Source organism: Singulisphaera sp. GP187, from assembly GCF_900129635.1.
Lineage (GTDB): Bacteria > Planctomycetota > Planctomycetia > Isosphaerales > Isosphaeraceae > Singulisphaera.
This window is the reverse complement of sequence record NZ_FSRB01000001.1, coordinates 3601103-3617696: the sequence shown is the minus strand read 5'-3', so window position 1 is coordinate 3617696 and position 16594 is coordinate 3601103. Positions and strand designations below refer to the sequence as shown.

At 62.3% G+C, this 16594-nt stretch carries 10 protein-coding genes and 2 pseudogenes; 5 read left to right on the top strand and 7 right to left on the bottom strand.

Annotated elements, in window-relative coordinates; genetic code table 11:
- Nucleotides 1-194: 194 nt before the first annotated feature.
- The 3 genes and pseudogenes from BUS42_RS14145 to BUS42_RS14130 form a co-directional block, all read left to right on the top strand.
- Nucleotides 195-407: pseudogene (locus tag BUS42_RS14145) on the top strand (hypothetical protein); the annotation flags it as partial.
- A gap of 450 nt (nucleotides 408-857) precedes the next feature.
- The gene (locus BUS42_RS14140; protein WP_074307459.1) at nucleotides 858-2351 is read left to right on the top strand and encodes an IS701 family transposase; all 1494 of its coding nucleotides are present in this window, start codon (nucleotides 858-860) and stop codon (nucleotides 2349-2351) included.
- A gap of 676 nt (nucleotides 2352-3027) precedes the next feature.
- On the top strand, nucleotides 3028-4275 hold the full coding sequence (locus BUS42_RS14130) for an IS256 family transposase (protein WP_074304623.1): 1248 nt from the start codon (nucleotides 3028-3030) through the stop codon (nucleotides 4273-4275).
- On the opposite strand, the gene BUS42_RS14125 is transcribed toward BUS42_RS14130, so the two are convergent.
- A complete protein-coding gene (locus BUS42_RS14125) occupies nucleotides 4177-5085 on the bottom strand; it encodes an LLM class flavin-dependent oxidoreductase (RefSeq protein WP_083670199.1) in 909 nt (302 codons plus the stop codon). The two genes, BUS42_RS14130 and BUS42_RS14125, sit on opposite strands and share 99 nt — an antisense overlap.
- 744 nt (nucleotides 5086-5829) lie before the next feature.
- Between BUS42_RS14125 and BUS42_RS14120 the strand changes: the two genes are divergently transcribed.
- On the top strand, nucleotides 5830-6864 hold the full coding sequence (locus BUS42_RS14120; protein WP_074307457.1) for a DUF1559 domain-containing protein: 1035 nt from the start codon (nucleotides 5830-5832) through the stop codon (nucleotides 6862-6864).
- A gap of 429 nt (nucleotides 6865-7293) precedes the next feature.
- Here the strand turns inward: BUS42_RS14120 and BUS42_RS14115 are convergent, their stop codons facing one another.
- The 3 genes from BUS42_RS14115 to BUS42_RS14105 form a co-directional block, all read right to left on the bottom strand.
- Complete coding sequence (locus BUS42_RS14115; RefSeq protein ID WP_410001685.1) at nucleotides 7294-8241, bottom strand: ROK family protein; 948 nt, start codon at nucleotides 8239-8241, stop codon at nucleotides 7294-7296.
- 255 nt (nucleotides 8242-8496) lie between these two features.
- On the bottom strand, nucleotides 8497-9957 hold the full coding sequence (locus BUS42_RS14110) for a DUF1501 domain-containing protein (protein WP_143206332.1): 1461 nt from the start codon (nucleotides 9955-9957) through the stop codon (nucleotides 8497-8499).
- A 22-nt stretch (nucleotides 9958-9979) separates the two neighbouring features.
- Entirely contained in the window at nucleotides 9980-12238 is a 2259-nt protein-coding gene (locus tag BUS42_RS14105; RefSeq protein WP_074307455.1) for a PSD1 and planctomycete cytochrome C domain-containing protein, read from the bottom strand.
- Between the two features lie 292 nt (nucleotides 12239-12530).
- Here BUS42_RS14105 and BUS42_RS14100 point away from each other — a divergent pair.
- Nucleotides 12531-13876, top strand: a pseudogene (locus tag BUS42_RS14100) (DUF1501 domain-containing protein).
- Between the two features lie 55 nt (nucleotides 13877-13931).
- On the opposite strand, the gene BUS42_RS14095 reads toward BUS42_RS14100, so the two are convergent.
- Genes BUS42_RS14095 through BUS42_RS14085 form a run of 3 tightly spaced genes read right to left on the bottom strand, consistent with a single transcriptional unit; the run spans nucleotide 13932 to nucleotide 16506 of the window.
- Nucleotides 13932-15047, bottom strand: a complete 1116-nt coding sequence (locus BUS42_RS14095) for an MBL fold metallo-hydrolase (protein ID WP_074307454.1) — start codon at nucleotides 15045-15047, stop codon at nucleotides 13932-13934.
- The gene (locus BUS42_RS14090) at nucleotides 15044-15289 is read right to left on the bottom strand and encodes a DUF3006 domain-containing protein (RefSeq protein ID WP_074307453.1); all 246 of its coding nucleotides are present in this window, start codon (nucleotides 15287-15289) and stop codon (nucleotides 15044-15046) included. The genes BUS42_RS14095 and BUS42_RS14090 overlap by 4 nt, the downstream gene beginning before the upstream one ends.
- A gap of 41 nt (nucleotides 15290-15330) precedes the next feature.
- On the bottom strand, nucleotides 15331-16506 hold the full coding sequence (locus BUS42_RS14085) for a sialidase family protein (RefSeq protein WP_074307452.1): 1176 nt from the start codon (nucleotides 16504-16506) through the stop codon (nucleotides 15331-15333).
- Nucleotides 16507-16594: the final 88 nt, after the last annotated feature.

Below are 16594 nucleotides of genomic sequence, written 5' to 3'. Positions count from 1 at the left end.
GCCCGGTCAGTCAAGCCACCGGGAGATTGAGCGGGAGATTGAGTAGCCCGGGAGATTGAGGGAGATTGAGTAGCCAGGCACCTTAGTTGGGGGAGGTTGGGAACTTCAGTGAAGATAGGAGCTCGGTCGTTGCGCTAGATGAATTCGCCAGATTTCCCGCATTGCCCTCTTTGGGAGCCTGGCCACCGTTTCACGAGATCAAGCAGAAGAGTCCGTTCAAACCGAGCTTCACCATCGAGCTCGCCAACGGTTCCTACGGCTACCTGCCCACCCCTCGCCATCACGCGCTCGGCGGTTACGAGACCTGGATGGGAACGAATAAGGTCGAAGTCTCCGAGAAGATCGTGAAAACGCTTCTTGACCTGTTTGTGGGACTCAAGAACAGCGGGACATCGTCAACTCAGTAACTGAAATCAGCACCTCTTGCAAGGCGATGTCTGAGTAACGCGATTGAGTCTCTCGCAGTTTACCAACGAATTGCACTCGCGACACGGCCAGCGCACATCAAATTGCTTGAAATCAAGGGTTTTCTGCGAATTCTGTCGTAGAAAATCGGCTTCTTCTGAGGCCAAACGGCCGACTTTTCCCTGGAAACATGGGCAATTTGATGTGCGCTGGCCGTGCACTCGCGACCGCTGGTTCTCCAGCGGTTTGCTGACGCGTTGCGCACGCTGTCGCCGGTTTTACTGAAAGTCATATAAGTAATGTCCGCAATTTGCAGCCCCGGAGGGGCGACCGTCAATAGTTCTACAGCATCACTTCGATCTTCACCTTTGTGTTTGGTCGACGCAATAATAGAGGGTGAGGTAACGAACGGGCCTGCTCGTGGGATCTGACCGCTTTTCGGAGTTATGGTCATGACCACGGAAGAACTGCTCGCCGCGGCTCGAAACTTAGTTCACCTCCATGGGCGATTCGCACCACTCTTTGGCCGTGCGGAGCCTCGTAACCACTCTCGGATCTACATTTGCGGGCTCATCCAGAATCGAGGACGCAAGAGTGTCGAGCGAATGGCGCTCGATGGGGCCCACCTGGCTGGAGAGCCCAAGTCCCAAGCCAAGGTCCTTGCCATGCAAGGTTTCCTTACCGACTCCCCTTGGTCGCAGTCTGAGGTGCAACGCGAGATCCAAGCCGTCTTCGTCGAGCGGTTGGTGCCCTCGACGTCCCAATGGTCGGTGGGCAGCGTGGGCGTGATTGATGAATCCGGCTTCGTCAAACACGGTGAACACAGTGTGGGTGTCGCTCGCCAGCACTGCGGCCGGATGGGCAAAGTCGAGAACTGCCAGGTGGGGGTCTTTCTGGTCGGCGTGACCCCGGCCGGATCGGCCTTGCTGGACCACCAACTGTACCTGCCCCAGGAATGGTTTGAGGTGGAGCGGCCTCAACCGAAGCGGGCCCCCAAGTCGAAGACCAACCGGCCGCAACCTCCCCCGAAGCTGACCCCCGAACAGCGGCTGGCGAGGGAGCAACAACTTCAAGCACGGCGCAGTAAGGCCCGCATCCCAACCACGGTGAAATTCGCGACCAAACCTCAGTTGGCCGCGACACTGATCGCACGCTGCACGGTGCCGTTGAACTGGATCACGGCCGACGACCTCTATGGCCGCAACCAAGCCTTTCTGGAGGCGTTGGAGGGACGAAAGCAACGCTACGTCGTGGAGGTGCCGGGCTTCACTCGCGTGTGGATTGAGGCCCCGGAGCGATGTCAGGGGCCTGGTGCGGCTGGCCGCCGTCCCTCTAAGTCGATTGAACATGAATTCATTCAGCGATTGGATGACCTGGCGAAAAGCCTGCCGCCGGAGGCCTGGAAGATCCTCACGTTGCGCGAAGGAAGCAAGGGACCGCTGGCGTTCAAGTTCGCGCGGATTCGCGTTTGGGCGGTTCGCGATCGCAAAGCGGGGCCGCCGATCTGGGCGATGATCCAGCAATCGCTGGGGCCAAAGCCGACGACGCGTTACTGGGTCTCCAACGCCTCGGAAGAGACCCGACTGGAGGCGCTGGCGGAGGTGGCTGGCTGCCGGTGGCGGGTGGAAGAAACGTTTCAGGATGCCAAGACCCATCTGGGGATGGCGGACTACGAGGCGCGGGCGTGGACGAGTTGGCATCACCACATGAGCCTGGTGGCGTTGGCGCACTTGTACGTGACATTGACTCGCCAGGAGCAGCGAGAGTCGGAGCCGACGTTGACCTTGGACATGGCGATCCTGATGCTCGAGGCGAGTCTGCCGCGGCCTACGCTGAACGAGGAAGAGGCGGCGGAACTGATCAAGTACCATGTGGAGCGGAACAAGGCGGCCCATCAATCGCACCGAAAGACGTGGCTGGAGAACCATCCGGAAGTGCCCAGTTAAGTGATGCTGTAGAAATAGCCAGGGGCGCAAGCCCCTGGGAATCATGTTCAAACCAGGAATTTTTCAGGCCCGAAGGGGCGACCGTGAATCGCCGAAGCCTGACGCGGACGGTCGCCCCTTCGGGGCTGCAAAGACATCATTTAAGCTTGTCTCGTTACCAGGGGCTTGCGCCCCCTGGCTATGAACGGTCGCCCCTCCGGGGCTGCAAAAAAACGGACTTTACTTTCCTGACTCTCAGTAGCCCCAACGGGGCGCCTCAGGAAGCCCTGTTGGGGCTGAGAATCGGGATGGATGGGTTGCTTTGAGGATCCCGAATTCATTCCCCCCAAATCCGTGACGGTCAGGAAAATTTCGGCATGATCTCTCGTGCGAATCGCCGCAACTGCTCCTTGCCGCCGGAAAGCTGCAGTAGTACATATTCCGTACCCGCCTTGTTCAAAGCCGTGAGCATTGCGTAAATTTCCTCCGGCGTTCCGTAAAGTGCGTTGGACTCCGTTGCGCCCACAGTGTTGGCGTAAGCGAGAACATGAGAACCCGCGTTGCTGCCAGGCCCTCGCGATGCCGCGACCGGAGGTATTGTCGAAAGTCGTGGATGGAGGAAATGAAAAGGGCGGCGTACCCTTGGTGAAGTCTCACCCACACCAAACTTGCCAACAAGGCAAAGGAGTACGCCACCGTGAGTCAGTCTACCTCCGAGATCCGGATCTTGCCATTGGCCGGAAGCCATGATGTCCTGACCGAAGTCCTTCGCAACGGAGCCCGTGAGATGCTCGCCAGGGCCATCGAGGCCGAGGTCGCCGCCTGGATCGACGACCACGCTCATCTCAAGGACGAGGCCGGACGTCGCCAGGTCGTCCGCAACGGCTCCCACCCCGAGCGGACCATCCTCACCGGCTTGGGACCGATCGACGTCAAGCAACCCCGAGTCCAGGACCGACGCCCCCCTGAATCCCGAGAGACGTTCACTCCGGCAGTCCTGCCGCCCTACCTCCGGCGGACCAAGAGCCTGGACGAGTTGATCCCCTGGCTCTACCTCAAAGGCATCAGCACCGGCGACTTCCCCGAGGCTCTCAAGGCAATCCTCGGCCCGGACGCCCCGGGACTGTCGGCGAACACCGTGACGAGGCTCAAGTCGGCCTGGGAGGAGGAACATCGAACCTGGAGTCAGCGGTCCTTGAAGGGGAAGCAGTACGTTTATGTCTGGGCCGATGGCGTGCACTTCAACATCCGCTTGGAGGAAGGGCGGCAGTGCATCCTGGTGCTGATGGGGGCGACCGCCGACGGCAAGAAGGAGCTGATTGCCATCGCCGACGGCTATCGGGAGAGCGAGCAATCCTGGAAGGAGTTGCTACTGGACTGCAAGGCCCGTGGCCTGGAAGTCGAGCCTCACCTGGCAATCGGCGACGGTGCCTTGGGCTTCTGGAAGGCGATGCGTCAGGTGTGGGACACGACGAAGGAGCAGCGTTGCTGGGTGCACAAGACGGCGAACGTGCTGGACAAGTTGCCCAAGGGGAGCCAGGCGAAGGCCAAGGGGATGCTCCACGAGATCGACTTGGCGGAGAGCCGCGAGAAGGCGGTGAAGGCGTTTGACCTGTTCGTGAAGACGTACGAGGCGAAGTACCCGAAGGCGACGGAGTGCCTGTCAAAGGATCGAGATGTGCTGCTGACGTTCTACGACTTCCCGGCGGAGCAGTGGCTGCACATCCGGACGACGAACCCGATCGAGTCGACGTTCTCGACGGTGCGTCTGAGGCACAACAAGACGAAGGGGAGCGGGAGTCGGACGGCGTGCCTGACGATGGTCTACAAGCTGATGGAGAGTGCATCAAAGAGTTGGCGATCGTTGAATGGATCGGAGCTTTTGAGGGAGGTGATCGCTGGGGTCATCTTCGAGGACGGAGTGAAGAAAACCACCGCCGCCTGAAATTCTCCATCCACGAAGATTGACAATACCTCCCGCGACCGTGCGCTGGGTGTATTGCGCTTGTCGGGCGAGCGCTGCTGCTTTGTCGGCCTTGTCGTTCGCGATGTAGAGTTGGCGCGCCACCGCGACCTGCATGGGATCGAAGGTGTAGCCCTTGGCTTCGCGTTCGGAGCGATAGAGTGCGATGCGTTCGCCAATCGCGTCTGGCCCGGCATATTGATCGAGCATCAGATTGAATCCGTTGGCCGCGGCGCGGCGGATCGACGCTGGGCTTGCGGCGGCGACCCAGAACGGCGGATGGGGGGACTGTGCGGTCGGCGGTTCGACCACAATCTCCTCGAACTGCCAGAAACGGCCGTGATGGGAGAAACGCGAACGCGAGGTCCAGGAGCGCCTAATGACTGCGATCGCCTCCTCAAAACGCGCCTCCGCTTCCTCCTGGGAAATGCCGAACCCGTTGAATTCGCTGTGCCGGTAACCCTTGCCGACGCCGAAATCGAGTCGGCCGTTGGAAATGAGGTCGAGCGTCGCCGCCTGCTCGGCCAGCAAGATCGGGTGATGCCATGGCAGCACGATCACCGCGGTGCCGAGCCGCAATCGGGTTGTTCTCATCGCGAGGCAGGTGAGCAAGGTGAGCGGGGCCGAGACCTGATTCCAGCCGGTGAAATGGTGCTCGACCGAAAAGCTCGAATAGTAGCCAAGCGCCTCCGCCTCGACATTGAGCTCGAGATAGTCCCGAAACCCCTGCCCGGTTTCCGGACCAAGTTCATTGCTGTTGGCTTGCGCCGAACAGAGCAGACCAAAACGCATTGTCAACTCCCTTTTCTCTTGACCGACTCCGCACCATCCACCTGGGCTGGCTCCTCCGAATCAGTGACACGAGTTCCTGGTTCTTGGTTCGTTCTTGTCGATTGGTTGTATCGGCAAATTTAAATGATAGAAAGCATGCATGAATCTCATTCCCACGCTCTGCGTGGGAATGCCGTCTTCGACGCTCCGCGTCGTCTTCCCCGGCGGGTAAGGCCGCCGAGCGTGGGAACGCGTTTCTCCCGCGAATTTCGGCCTCCGGGGCAGGCCGTCGGCCCGGTTCCCTTGCGACAGACTCGAAGTTTGGCGTCAATCCTCGCGAAACCAACGCGCCAGTGGGAGGTGTGGATTTGGCGTCGATTGACATGCCATGTTACGAAACTCTTGACTCTTTGCGACCTTCCACTTGCGATTACTCCTAATTGCTTCGTAGAATCGACCCTCGCATCGGCTCAACAGGTCATAGCGACATGACTGTTGGCTCCACCGTGGCTTTGCTTTCCATTGCTGAGGGGCAGGATCAACGACCCACTCACTTCACCCTCGGCGACCTGAGAGTGTGTCGTTCGGTGCGATCGTTCCGACGTTGGGGTAGGGGGGCGGCGGTGGATTGAGAGGCAAATCGAACCGCGATTCCTCTGCGACGAAACGGGAAGTTGTCAGCGAATATGCGCATGTTGCGATTTGTTGCATCGCAAAAAAGGCGAAGCCTACCTCCACTTCGGACAAGCTCTGAGGGAGCCCTCCATGAACGTCGTCGCACGCCGATCCGGATTCACGCTGATCGAGTTGCTGGTGGTGATCGCGATCATTGCTGTCTTGATGGCGCTTTTACTTCCGGCCGTCCAGGCGGCGCGCGAGGCGGCCCGGCGGATGCAGTGCACCAACAACCTCAAGCAGCTTGGCCTCGGGCTCATGAATTACGAGACCGTCAACGGGGCCTATCCGCCGAAGTCAATTCAGACGGGGATCGGCACGAACGTTCCCGACACGGCGTTCGACTGGGGGACCAGTGCCCGGCTCCTACCCTTCATGGAGCAGGGGGCGATCTTCAACAGTATCAATTTCAGCTTCAAGTATCTGGCCCCGGCCGAGGCAACGGTTGGGAGCATGACCTTGAACGTCTTGCTCTGTCCCAGCGAACCGAGGCAAGAGGCCATCCTCTTTCGAGGCTACTACTATGGCGTGAACAGCTACGCCTGGTGCGTCGGAAATTGGTATGTTTATGGCGGCATGAACGGCCCACCGACTCAGAGCGCCTTCGCCACCAACCTGAGCCGCCGGGTCGCCGACATCCTCGACGGCACGAGCCAGACCCTGTTCGCGTCCGAGGTCAAGACGTATCAGCCGCAGTTGCGTCATTGCTTTCCCGAGGGGAGCGGAGGCACCTTCCCCTCCCTGAGCAATCCGACAAGCATGCTCGACCCGGCCGCGTCGCGCGCCCTCATCGTTTCGTCGTTCGGCCAGTGCCAGATGATCGCCGAGGGACATACGCGCTGGGTCAAGGGGGACAGTTATCACGGCGGATTCACCACCGTCCTCCCTCCGAACACAGCGGTGATCGGGCCGGGGAATCTCGACCTCGACCTGGCGTCTATCGACGAGGATGATGGGGGCCCAACCTATGCGGCGATCACAGCCCGGAGCTACCACCCGAGCGGGGTGAATGCCCTCTTCGGGGATGGCCGTGTGCAGTTCCTCAAGAGCACGATCAATCACCAGGCCTGGCGGGCTCTGGGCACCATCGGCGGCGGCGAAATCGTGAGTAGCGACAGCTACTGATTGGGATCGAACCGATGCTGGTGGCGGTTGTTTCCAGTGGTTTACCGACGTGATGCACACGCTTTCGCCGGTTTTAGCCCCATCGGGGCGGCCCAATGTAGCCCGGGGCAACGCCCCGGGAAATCGACATGCTTGTGCTTAATAGCCCTGAAAGGGCGACCGAGTCCGAGCGATAGCCTCACTACGTAGGTCTCGGTGGGCTCACACCTTAGGTCTCCCTTTCAGGGCTTCCGTTCCTCGTGATCGAATCCCCAGGGCGTTGCCCTGGGCTTCCTTGGGTCGCCCCGTTGGGGCTGAATTCGGACAAGGAATTTCTAAAACTGATCAGTTGATTGTGAATTAGCCGTGATCCATACTCTATCCGACGGTTAACCGCTGTACGTTGGGTCGGGGTGGTCGCTGGAACTTCGCCGGCCCGCGATTTCCCGCCTACGATTCATCGAGGATCGGCCCGTGCGCATCGATCAGATGGTGGATGGCTCCTGCCACGGCCCCTTGTTGTTTGCTCCAACGCGCGCGGAGGATGCGACAGTCGGCGAGCGAGGGGGCGAGGGTCCTGCGCTGGGTGAGCTTGCAGACGGTCTCGAATAAGTCGGCACGGACATCGAACAGTCGCCCATGGACGAGGAGGGTCGAGGGATTCCAAAGGTTGATCGCCGCGGCGATGGCGATTGCGAGATATTCGCAAACCTTTTGAAGTTCACGTTCGGCGATGGGGTTGCCTTCGCGGATCAAACGCTTCACGTCCTCGAGACTCACCACCTGGCCGACTTGTTCGGATATGCCGCGGGTGAGCGCGGAATCGGTGGCCAGCGTTTCCAGGCATCCCCGATTGCCGCAGCCGCAAACGGGACCGTCGAGCGCGACTGTGACGTGTCCCAACTCACCGGCCAAGCCGCTGTGCCCTTCCATCAGACGGCCGTCCATGACGACGCCGACACCGAGCCCGGTGCTGATTTCGAGCATGACGAAATCATCGAGAGGCTCGGGGGCGCTATACATCCGCTCGCCGAGGCAAAGCGCCTGCGTTTCTTGATACATCACGCAGGCGAGGCCTAAGCGCTGACTCAGGTCCTCCGCGGGCGAATGGCCGTCGGTCAAGTGCAGGTTGGGTGACAACATCGCCCGGCCGGTGCGGCTGTTGATGAGTCCGGGGGTGCTGATCCCCAGGCCTAACGTTTTGACCCCTGGCCGCGAAATCAGGTGGGTCGCAACCTCGGAAATTCGTGCGAGCAACGCCTCATAAGTGTCGGGTGTGGGGAACTCGACCCGTCCTGCCTCATGAATCGTACCGTCGAGACCGGCCGAGACCATGGTGCATCGGGAGGAGTCGAGCACCACCCCGATCACTTGCGCCCGGTCGCGCGCGAGTCTCATCAGGGTTCCCGGCCGACCCGGCGCCCTTTGGATCGAATCGCCCTCTTCCAACAATCCCGACTCGAGCAGGGAGACCACGGCTTTCGCCACCGTCGGTGCGCTAATGCCGGAGATCCTGGTGAGGTGCGCCCGCGTGCAAGGACCATGATCGCGAAGAACCTCGAGGACTCTTCGGACGGTCATTCGACGCAGGAGTTGCGGTTGAATCATCGACGACATGACGGTGGTTGCGCTCAAGAATTTGTGAAAGCCAATTCAAGCGATGATGTCATGGACCACCTGGCCCGCCACGTCGGTCAGGCGCTGGTCGCGACCTTCGTGGAAGTAGGTCAGCATCTCGTGGTTCAGACCCAGCAAATGGAGAATCGTGGCATGGATGTCATGAAGGTGGACCTTGTTGAGCACGGCTTCAAAACCGAAATCATCGGTCTCACCGTACGCGACTCCTCCCTTGACCCCGCCGCCGGCCATCCACATGGAGAAGCCGTACGGGTTGTGGTTGCGGCCTTTTTCCCCTGGTCCTTCGCTGAACGGCATCCGCCCGAACTCACCGCCCCAGACCACTAACGTGGTCTCGAGCAGGCCCCGCTGTTGGAGGTCGGTGAGCAGCGCGGCGATTGGTTGGTCGACTTCCGCCGCATGCCGCGAATGATTGGCCTCGATGTCCGTATGGGCGTCCCAGGTGTCATCGAGATGGCCGCCACCGGAGTAGAGCTGGACGAACCGGACCCCGCGTTCCACGAGGCGCCGCGCGACCAGACAGTTCCGGCCGAATTCATCGGTCGGCTGTTGGCCCACGCCGTACATCCGCTTCGTGTTCTCATTCTCCTGAGCGAGGTCGACGGCCTCAGGCGCTTCCGCCTGCATCCGGTAGGCAAGCTCGTACGAAGCCGCGCGGGCGGCCAGTTCATGGCCTCCCGGACGCGAATCAAGGTGCTCATGATTCAGGCGAGCGAGCAGGTCGAGCTGTTCGCGCTGGGGCTTTCCGTTGAGGTAGTCGGGACCGCGTAAGTCGAGGATCGGATTCCCGGTGGGTCGAAACAAGGTTCCTTGAAACCCGGCGGGCATGAAGCCGCTCGTCCAGTTGGGCTGGCCGCTGATCGGGCCTCCGCGCTTGTCGAGAATGACGACATAGCCCGGCATGTTTTGATTTTCATTCCCCAGGCCGTAGACCGCCCAACTCCCCAGTGACGGCCGGCCGATGAACGTCTTGCCCGTGTTCATCGCCACGAGGGCCGAACCATGCGCATGGCTATCGGTGTGGCACGACCGAATCACGGCGAGTTTGTCGGCGTGGTCGCGAACCCGGGGGAAATAGTCGGAGATCAACAGGCCGCTTTGGCCGCCGGGCCGGAATTTGCGAAAGGCAGGGGTCAGGTAGCCCACTTTGCGGCCGCCGGAATTGATGAACTTCTTGTCGGTGGGGAGCGGTTGGCCAGCGTACTTTTCCAGGATCGGCTTCGGGTCGAACGTATCCACCTGGCTCGGCCCGCCATTCATCATCAGGAAGATGACGTTGCGGGCCGTCCCGGGGAAATGCCCAGGTCGAGGAGCAAGCGAGTTCTTGTCGATCTCGCCCGCCGCCGCCGGCCTCGGAACAAATCCATCGAGCGCCAGCAGGCTCGCCAACGCGGTGCCGGCAAAACCGCCACCCATTTCCCAGAGGAACTCGCGGCGCGATTGGCCGCACGGGAAGAGCCGTTTCTCGCTCATCATCGGGCTCCTAACGCGTTCGCGTTCAGTCGACAAACATGAATTCGTTGCTGTTCATCAAAACGTGGCAGAGCGAAGCGAGGGCAAGCGTGCCGGCTTCCGGGTGATCACGAAACTGAATGGATTGCCGCTCGAGGTGTTCAAGGGCCGCCGCCAACTCGGTCTTGGTCGGAGAACGAGCGAGGACGCGCCGCCAGGCTCCTTCGACGCTCGCGGCTCGATCTTGGCTCGCGGTCGCGAGGACGAGCTCGGCCACGCGCCGACTCTGCTCGTGAACGAACGCCCCGTTGAGCAAGGCCAACGCTTGGGGAGCGACGACGCTGATGTCACGTTCACCGCAGGGCAAGGTGGTATCGCATGCGTCAAACGTCGTCATAAGCGGATGGATCAAGCTGCGGCGCGAATACATGTAGAGGCTGCGTCGGCCTTGTTCGCTCGCGGGCGAGGGGGTCGCATGAGTCTTGATATTGGACAGGCCGTCAAGCGCTTCCGGATTGATGACCGGCCGGAAGCTCGGGCCGCCGACTCGCAGGTCGAGTTGACCGCTCACGGATAAGATCGCGTCGCGAAGCGCCTCGGCGTCTTGCCTCCGGCGGATTGCCCGCCAAACCAGGCGGTTGTCCGCGTCTTTCTTGGAGTAGGACTCATGGTTGGGATGGACCGTGGCTTGTTGGTAGGCCTGCGAGGTCATCATCAGGAAGTGAATGGGTTTCGACTTCCAACCACCGCGGACAAACGCGTCGGCCAGCCAGTCGAGGAGTTCCGGGTGCGATGGCTTTTGGCCATTGAACCCGAAATTGTCCGAGGAACTGACAAGGCCATGGCCGAAGTGATGCTGCCAGAGTCGATTCACCGCCACGCGCGGGGTGAGCGGATTGCTCGGGTCGGTGATCCAGTTCGCGAGTTGTCGCCGGCGCTCGGTGGTTTTGGATTGCGCGGAGGGGGGATGAAACGGCTTGTCCAGGCTCGGAATCATCGAGAGGACGCCCGGCGGTACGACGGGGCCGGGGCGACTGAGCTCCCCCTTATGCAGCAGGTGGAACGCGGGCGGGTCGCGCGTTACGTCGGTCCAGCCGAGCACGTCATACCCCAGCTCTTCCCGGCTCGGGCCCCCCAGGAGCGCGCCCGTTCGCGGTTCGATCGGCCCGGGCCAGAACGCGGCGGCCAGGCGATAATAATCGGTCTGCGGGATCGGGTCGAACTTGTGATCGTGACAGCGCGCACACTTCACCGTCATGCCCAGGAACGCTGTGCTCGTGACGTGAACGAGATCTTCCAATCGCTCATACTTGTAGTCTTGAGGATCATTGGGCTCATCGTTCCAGGTGCCCAGCCGCAAGAACCCGGTCGCGACGACCGTTTGCTCGTCACGGTCGGGAAGCTCGTCGCCCGCGAGCTGTTCTTGAACGAATCGATCGTAAGGCTTGTCTTCATTGAGCGCGCGGACGACCCAATCGCGGTACTTCCAGGCCCCCGGCTTTTCTTGGTCGCGCTCGTAGCCGCTGGTTTCGGCATACCGCGCGAGATCGAGCCAGTACCGCCCCCAGCGCTCGCCATAGTGCGGTGATTCGAGCAGCCTCGTGATCAAATTCTCATAAGCTAACGGCGTCTCATCGCGCACGAACTCGTCCACCTCGTGGGCGCTGGGGGGCAGGCCGAGTAAATCAAACGAGGCGCGGCGGATCAATTGGCGGCGATCGGCGCGGGGAGCGGGACTCAATCCCTCGGCTTCCAACTTTGCGAGAATGAAGGCGTCGATCGGGTTCTTGACCCAATAGGCCTGGTTTGTCGTGGGCACACTGGGCCGTTCCAGCGGATGGAGCGACCACCAGTCGCGCCCCGCACGTACTGCGGTCGTCTTCTCGTCGCGGTCGAGCTTTCGACCGGCCGGCCAGGGGGCGCCTGCTGCGATCCAGGCACGCAACGTGGCGATTTCCGGCTCGGAGAGCTTCTGGGAGTGCCCTTGGCGTTTCGGGGGCATCTCGCCATCCACCACCCGCTCGAGGAGCAGGCTTTCCTCGGGTTTTCCCCCGACGATCGCCTCGCCACTCTCCCCGCCACGCTTCAACGATTCGATCCTTGTCAGGACCAAGCCACCCAATGCCCCGGCCTCGTTATGGCATTCGAGGCAACGCATGATAAAAATCGGCGCAACCTGACGATCGAAATCCGGCCCCTCCCCACTCCTCGACGTTCCACTGAGGGCGACCACGCCGACGGCAGCCATCCCGATGGCTCGAAGCCCGGCGAGCACACGGCCCACTCTCCCCGTTGTACGCCTCATGGATCCTCTCCCGAGAATGGGCCGCACTCCAATCGTGCAACGGACCACATCACCACGCCGTCAGATAGTTAAGAAACGTTATTAACTAAGGGTGACCCTAAAAACCTTGAGTGAGGAAGTCAAGGGGTGAGGGCCAGGCTTGTGGTTTGTCGACGGGAGTTCGCTCGCTGACTGCCGTCATTTTCGGGGAGGGTGAAACCGGGAAGTGATTGCCTGGGTAGTTCTGGATAAGCCGAATTTGGGAATGCTCCAGGAAATTTGGCGGGACTGACTGGTCGGATCGTTTAAGTAAATGGGACGGGTGCCCCGTCGTCAGCATGGAGGTCCCATGGAAGATCGGCAGGGCTTGGTTCCCGAACATGGCCATCGGTCGCGACGGGACGAGAGTCTCGTTTTTCCGGGGCGTCGGGACTTTTTGAGGTTTGCCGGGCTGGCGGGGTTGAGCTGGTTGACCCCGGTCGGCCACCTGTTGGCCGCGCAGGCGGAGGCGCGTCGGCAACCGGCGCAGTCGGTGATCCTGATCTGGTTGGCCGGTGGTCCGAGCCAGCTCGAGACATTCGATCCCCACCCGGGCAAGCGGATTGCGGGCGGAACCCAGGCGATCGCGACGGCCGTCAAGGGGGTCCAGCTTGCCCAGGGCTATGAGCGGCTGGCCGAGGTGATGACGTCGGTCGCGCTGGTCCGCTCGCTCGTGAGCCAGGAGGGGGATCACGAGCGCGGAACCTACTTCATGAAGAATGGATATCGGCCCGACCCGACTGTTGAGCATCCTTCGATTGGGGCCATCTGCTGCCACGAACTCCCCTCGGGGGGACCGGCATTCCCCGGCACATCTCGATCCTGCCGGGCCAGTGGCCGGGTCGAGGCGGTTTCCTCGGGGGGGAATACGACGCCTTCAAAGCGGGCGACCCGCTCCAACCGTTGCCCGACGTGACCTCGAAGGTCTCGCCGCGGCGTGAGGCCCAGCGCGCGATCGACCTGGAGGTCGTCGAGCGCGCGTTCCGGCGGGGGCGGCAAGGCCCGGTCGCGGCGACCTTGCATCGCGAGACGATCGAGCGAGCCCGGGTCATGATGACGTCGGCCCAGTTGAAGGCGTTCGACGTCAAGCAGGAACCCGCCGCGATCCGTGAGGGCTATGGCGACACCCCGTTCGGGCGGGCCTGCCTGGCCGCCAGGCGCCTGACCGAGGTCGGGGTCCGCTGCGTGGAAGTCACCTTGAACGGCTGGGATACGCATGTTAACAACCATGCGACCCACCGCAAACTCGCGGGCGAGCTCGACCCGGCCCTCAGCGCCTTGATTCGCGATCTGAAGGAGCGGGGGACGCTCGACCGGACGGTCGTTCTCTGTACCGGGGAGTTTGGCCGGACCCCCAAGGTCAACCTGGCCGGCGGCCGGGACCACTGGCCGAACGGATTCAGCCTGGCGATCGCCGGTGGCGGGATCCGCGGCGGGCAGGTGATTGGCGAGACCGATCCTGAAGGGGTCAAAAACCCGACGCAACCGACTCCGGTCGCTGACATTCACGCCACCATCCTGAAGGCGGTCGGGCTCGAGCCCCACAAGGAGAACGTCTCTCCGGTTGGCCGGCCGATCCGCTTGAGTCAGGGGACGTCGATCGGGACTCTCTTGTCCTGATCCATCCCCCCCGGGGTGAGGTGCTCGCGACGCTGCGAGCACGTCGCCCCGGTATTCAGCGTGCACGCACGTAGGGCCGGATTTCCGCGAGCCGCTTTTCGCCGATCCCTTCGACGCGAACCAGGTCGTCGACCGTTCGATAGGGCCGGCCCTTGACGATCCGATCGGCGAGGACTTGACCGATCCCGGGGATCTTCCGGAGCTGGGTCTTGCTCGCCTTGTTGATGTTGATCAGACCCAAGGTCGGCGTCGGCTTGGCGTGGCGATCGCTCCGGGCTCGACTGCGCCTGCGCGGGTCGAAACCGGACCAACCGGTCGAAACATCGGGGTGAGTGAAGACTTGCCAGTGGAGGCCGTCGCTCCGGATCGTCACGGTCCCGTCTCGGTCGGTACGGAGCAGGGGGATGTCGTACCGGGCCAGGAGCTCCACGGTCTCGGGGTGAGGATGGTGGTAGTCGTTATTCTTGCCCAGGCTGGCCACGGCGACGCGGGGGCGGACCAGGTCGAGCCAACGGGCGTCGGTTCCGTTGCGGCTGCCGTGATGGGCCAGCTTCAAAACGGTGGAATCCGCGCATAAGTTCGGCGCGGTGCGTTCCCACCACCGCCGCTCTTGAGTTTGTGCGTCGCCCGCAAGCAGCACCGAGAATCGGCCGTAGTCGACCCGGATCCCGACGCTATTGTTGTTTTCTTCCCTGGGGTCGTTCGGCGCCTGGGGGAAGATCGTGAGCACGACGGTGCCGAGCTCAATCTTTCGAGGCTCCGGCGTGGGGCCGATCGCCGGGATCCCCCGATCGCGCACGAGCCGGAGCAGCTTCAAGTAGGGCTCGCTCGTGTGCGATGACGACGAGGCCAGAAAGAACCGAGGGCGGAACGCGCGGATGACCTCGTCCATGCCGCCATAGTGATCGGCGTGGTGGTGGCTGACGACGACGAGGTCAAGCGAGCTCACGCCTTGTTGTTCAAGCGTTGACACGATGTTTGCGGATGGACCGGCGTCGATCAGGGCGGTCTTCCCTTCGGGAGAACGAATCAGAATTGCGTCGCCCTGGCCGACGTCAAGGATCGAGACGGTGACCGTCCCTGGCAGGGCGTGGGGGGGCGTCGGCGCGGCGCAGGATGCGATCGGAAGGCAGAGGCAGACGGCGACGACAACGCGGGAGACGAACCTCATAGCTTGATGTCTCCACCCGGGTCGGTGGCTTTCAGCTCCGCCTGGATCGCCTTGGTCTGGTCGGCCAGTTGTCGGGTGGCCTGGACGTCTCGGGCGAGCGAGAGCGACAGCACGTCTCCGGGGCGAGCCGCCTTGGGGAGGAGCCGTTTCGGGAGGTTGATTGCCGTGCCGTCGTCGGTCAGGAGCACGGCGATCTCCTGCCTCTCCCCTTCGAGGCGGTCGAACGATAGGCGGGTCTTCACGTCGTGATCCTCGCGGTCGACTGGTGGCTCACGTTCTTGACTCAATGGATGACCGTGAACCGGCCGTCGGGGTGTGCCACGGCGGTTGGCAGGCCCCAGACAGGGATTCCCCCTTCAAGGCGTCCCGATTCTCGGGTCGCCCGTCCCTCCGGGTCGAAGATCCGCCAGGCGAGGGCTCCGCCACGTTGCCAGCCGGTCCCCTCGGCCCAGACGAGGAGGGTTTCTCCTTGGGCATTCACGGCCAGGGCCGGGTGCTTGCGCTGGCCTTCACCGGGCGGCGCGATCGGTGGCGCGACGGCGCCGGTCTGCGGGTCGATGCGGGCGAAAGCGACTTGCCCCATCGTCTCCCAGGCGGCGACCACGCCCGAAGGGCCCTCAACGAGGGCCGCACTGCTCATCGGACAGGCCGCGACTCGCCAGGGTTGGAGTGACGTCGCTCGGAAGTGGGCACCGTGATCGGCTGACCGAAGCAGGATCATGTCTCGATTCATTTTGTCGCTGACGGCGCGGTAGAGCGAATAGAGTGTTCCCTGGGAATCGACGAGGGCTTTGGTGCCGCAGCACGCACAGGCGCCGGCGTTTCGCGCCATGACGGGTTCCTCGGGTGCGAAGGTCACCCCATCATCCTTGGATCGGGCGATCCAGACGCGACGTCCTTTCTCTCCGTCGGGGTCGGCGGCGAGTCGACCGTGCCAGGCGACATAGACTGTCCCGGCGGTGTCGGCGGCCACCGTTCCTCCTCCGTCGAGGCCAAAGGTCTGCCTCATCAAGTTGCGCTCGGGCTCGAAGCCCTGGCCCGAACTCTGCGAACGGGTATAGAGCATCGGCGCCCCTTCGATTGGGTTGGCCGGCCGCGCCGCGGAGGAACCGTTCCAGGCCACATGGATGCGCCCCCCCTGACCCAAGGCGATTTGCGCTCCTCGGATCGTGCCGGCCGCCACCGCGCTCCCGTCCTGGCGGTTGACCCGGATCGGTGGAGCGAACTCGGTCGTTCCGGGCTGGCTCCGTACGTAAAAGAGGTCCCCCCCGGTCGGCGGGCCCTTGAAGTAGATGAGGTGAACGACCCGTTGGGAGTCGCAAACGGCTTGGGGCTGGATTCCGCTGGCCGGCGTCTTGACCAGGGTCACCCGCCCGCTCTGGCCGAGCGTGGAAGAGGTTGATGCCATGAGGAGGAAGGCGACGACGAGGTTTCGTAAGTGCTGGGAGATCCCCGCCATTGTTGCTCCTCATTGGTTCGCGTGAAGGAGGATCGAAACAATGGTCCTCATCGTACTCGGCAAAGAGGAGGGAGGCGAAGGACTTGGA

Bases quoted from the DNA above. Each gene is read 5' to 3' on its own strand.
- BUS42_RS14140 (WP_074307459.1), top strand. From the start codon at position 858: ATGACCACGGAAGAACTGCTCGCCGCGGCTCGAAACTTAGTTCACCTC.
- BUS42_RS14125 (WP_083670199.1), bottom strand. From the start codon at position 5,085: ATGCGTTTTGGTCTGCTCTGTTCGGCGCAAGCCAACAGCAATGAACTT.
- BUS42_RS14120 (WP_074307457.1), top strand. From the start codon at position 5,830: ATGAACGTCGTCGCACGCCGATCCGGATTCACGCTGATCGAGTTGCTG.
- BUS42_RS14115 (WP_410001685.1), bottom strand. From the start codon at position 8,241: ATGAGACTCGCGCGCGACCGGGCGCAAGTGATCGGGGTGGTGCTCGAC.
- BUS42_RS14110 (WP_143206332.1), bottom strand. From the start codon at position 9,957: ATGATGAGCGAGAAACGGCTCTTCCCGTGCGGCCAATCGCGCCGCGAG.
- BUS42_RS14105 (WP_074307455.1), bottom strand. From the start codon at position 12,238: ATGAGGCGTACAACGGGGAGAGTGGGCCGTGTGCTCGCCGGGCTTCGA.
- BUS42_RS14095 (WP_074307454.1), bottom strand. From the start codon at position 15,047: ATGAGGTTCGTCTCCCGCGTTGTCGTCGCCGTCTGCCTCTGCCTTCCG.
- BUS42_RS14085 (WP_074307452.1), bottom strand. From the start codon at position 16,506: ATGGCGGGGATCTCCCAGCACTTACGAAACCTCGTCGTCGCCTTCCTC.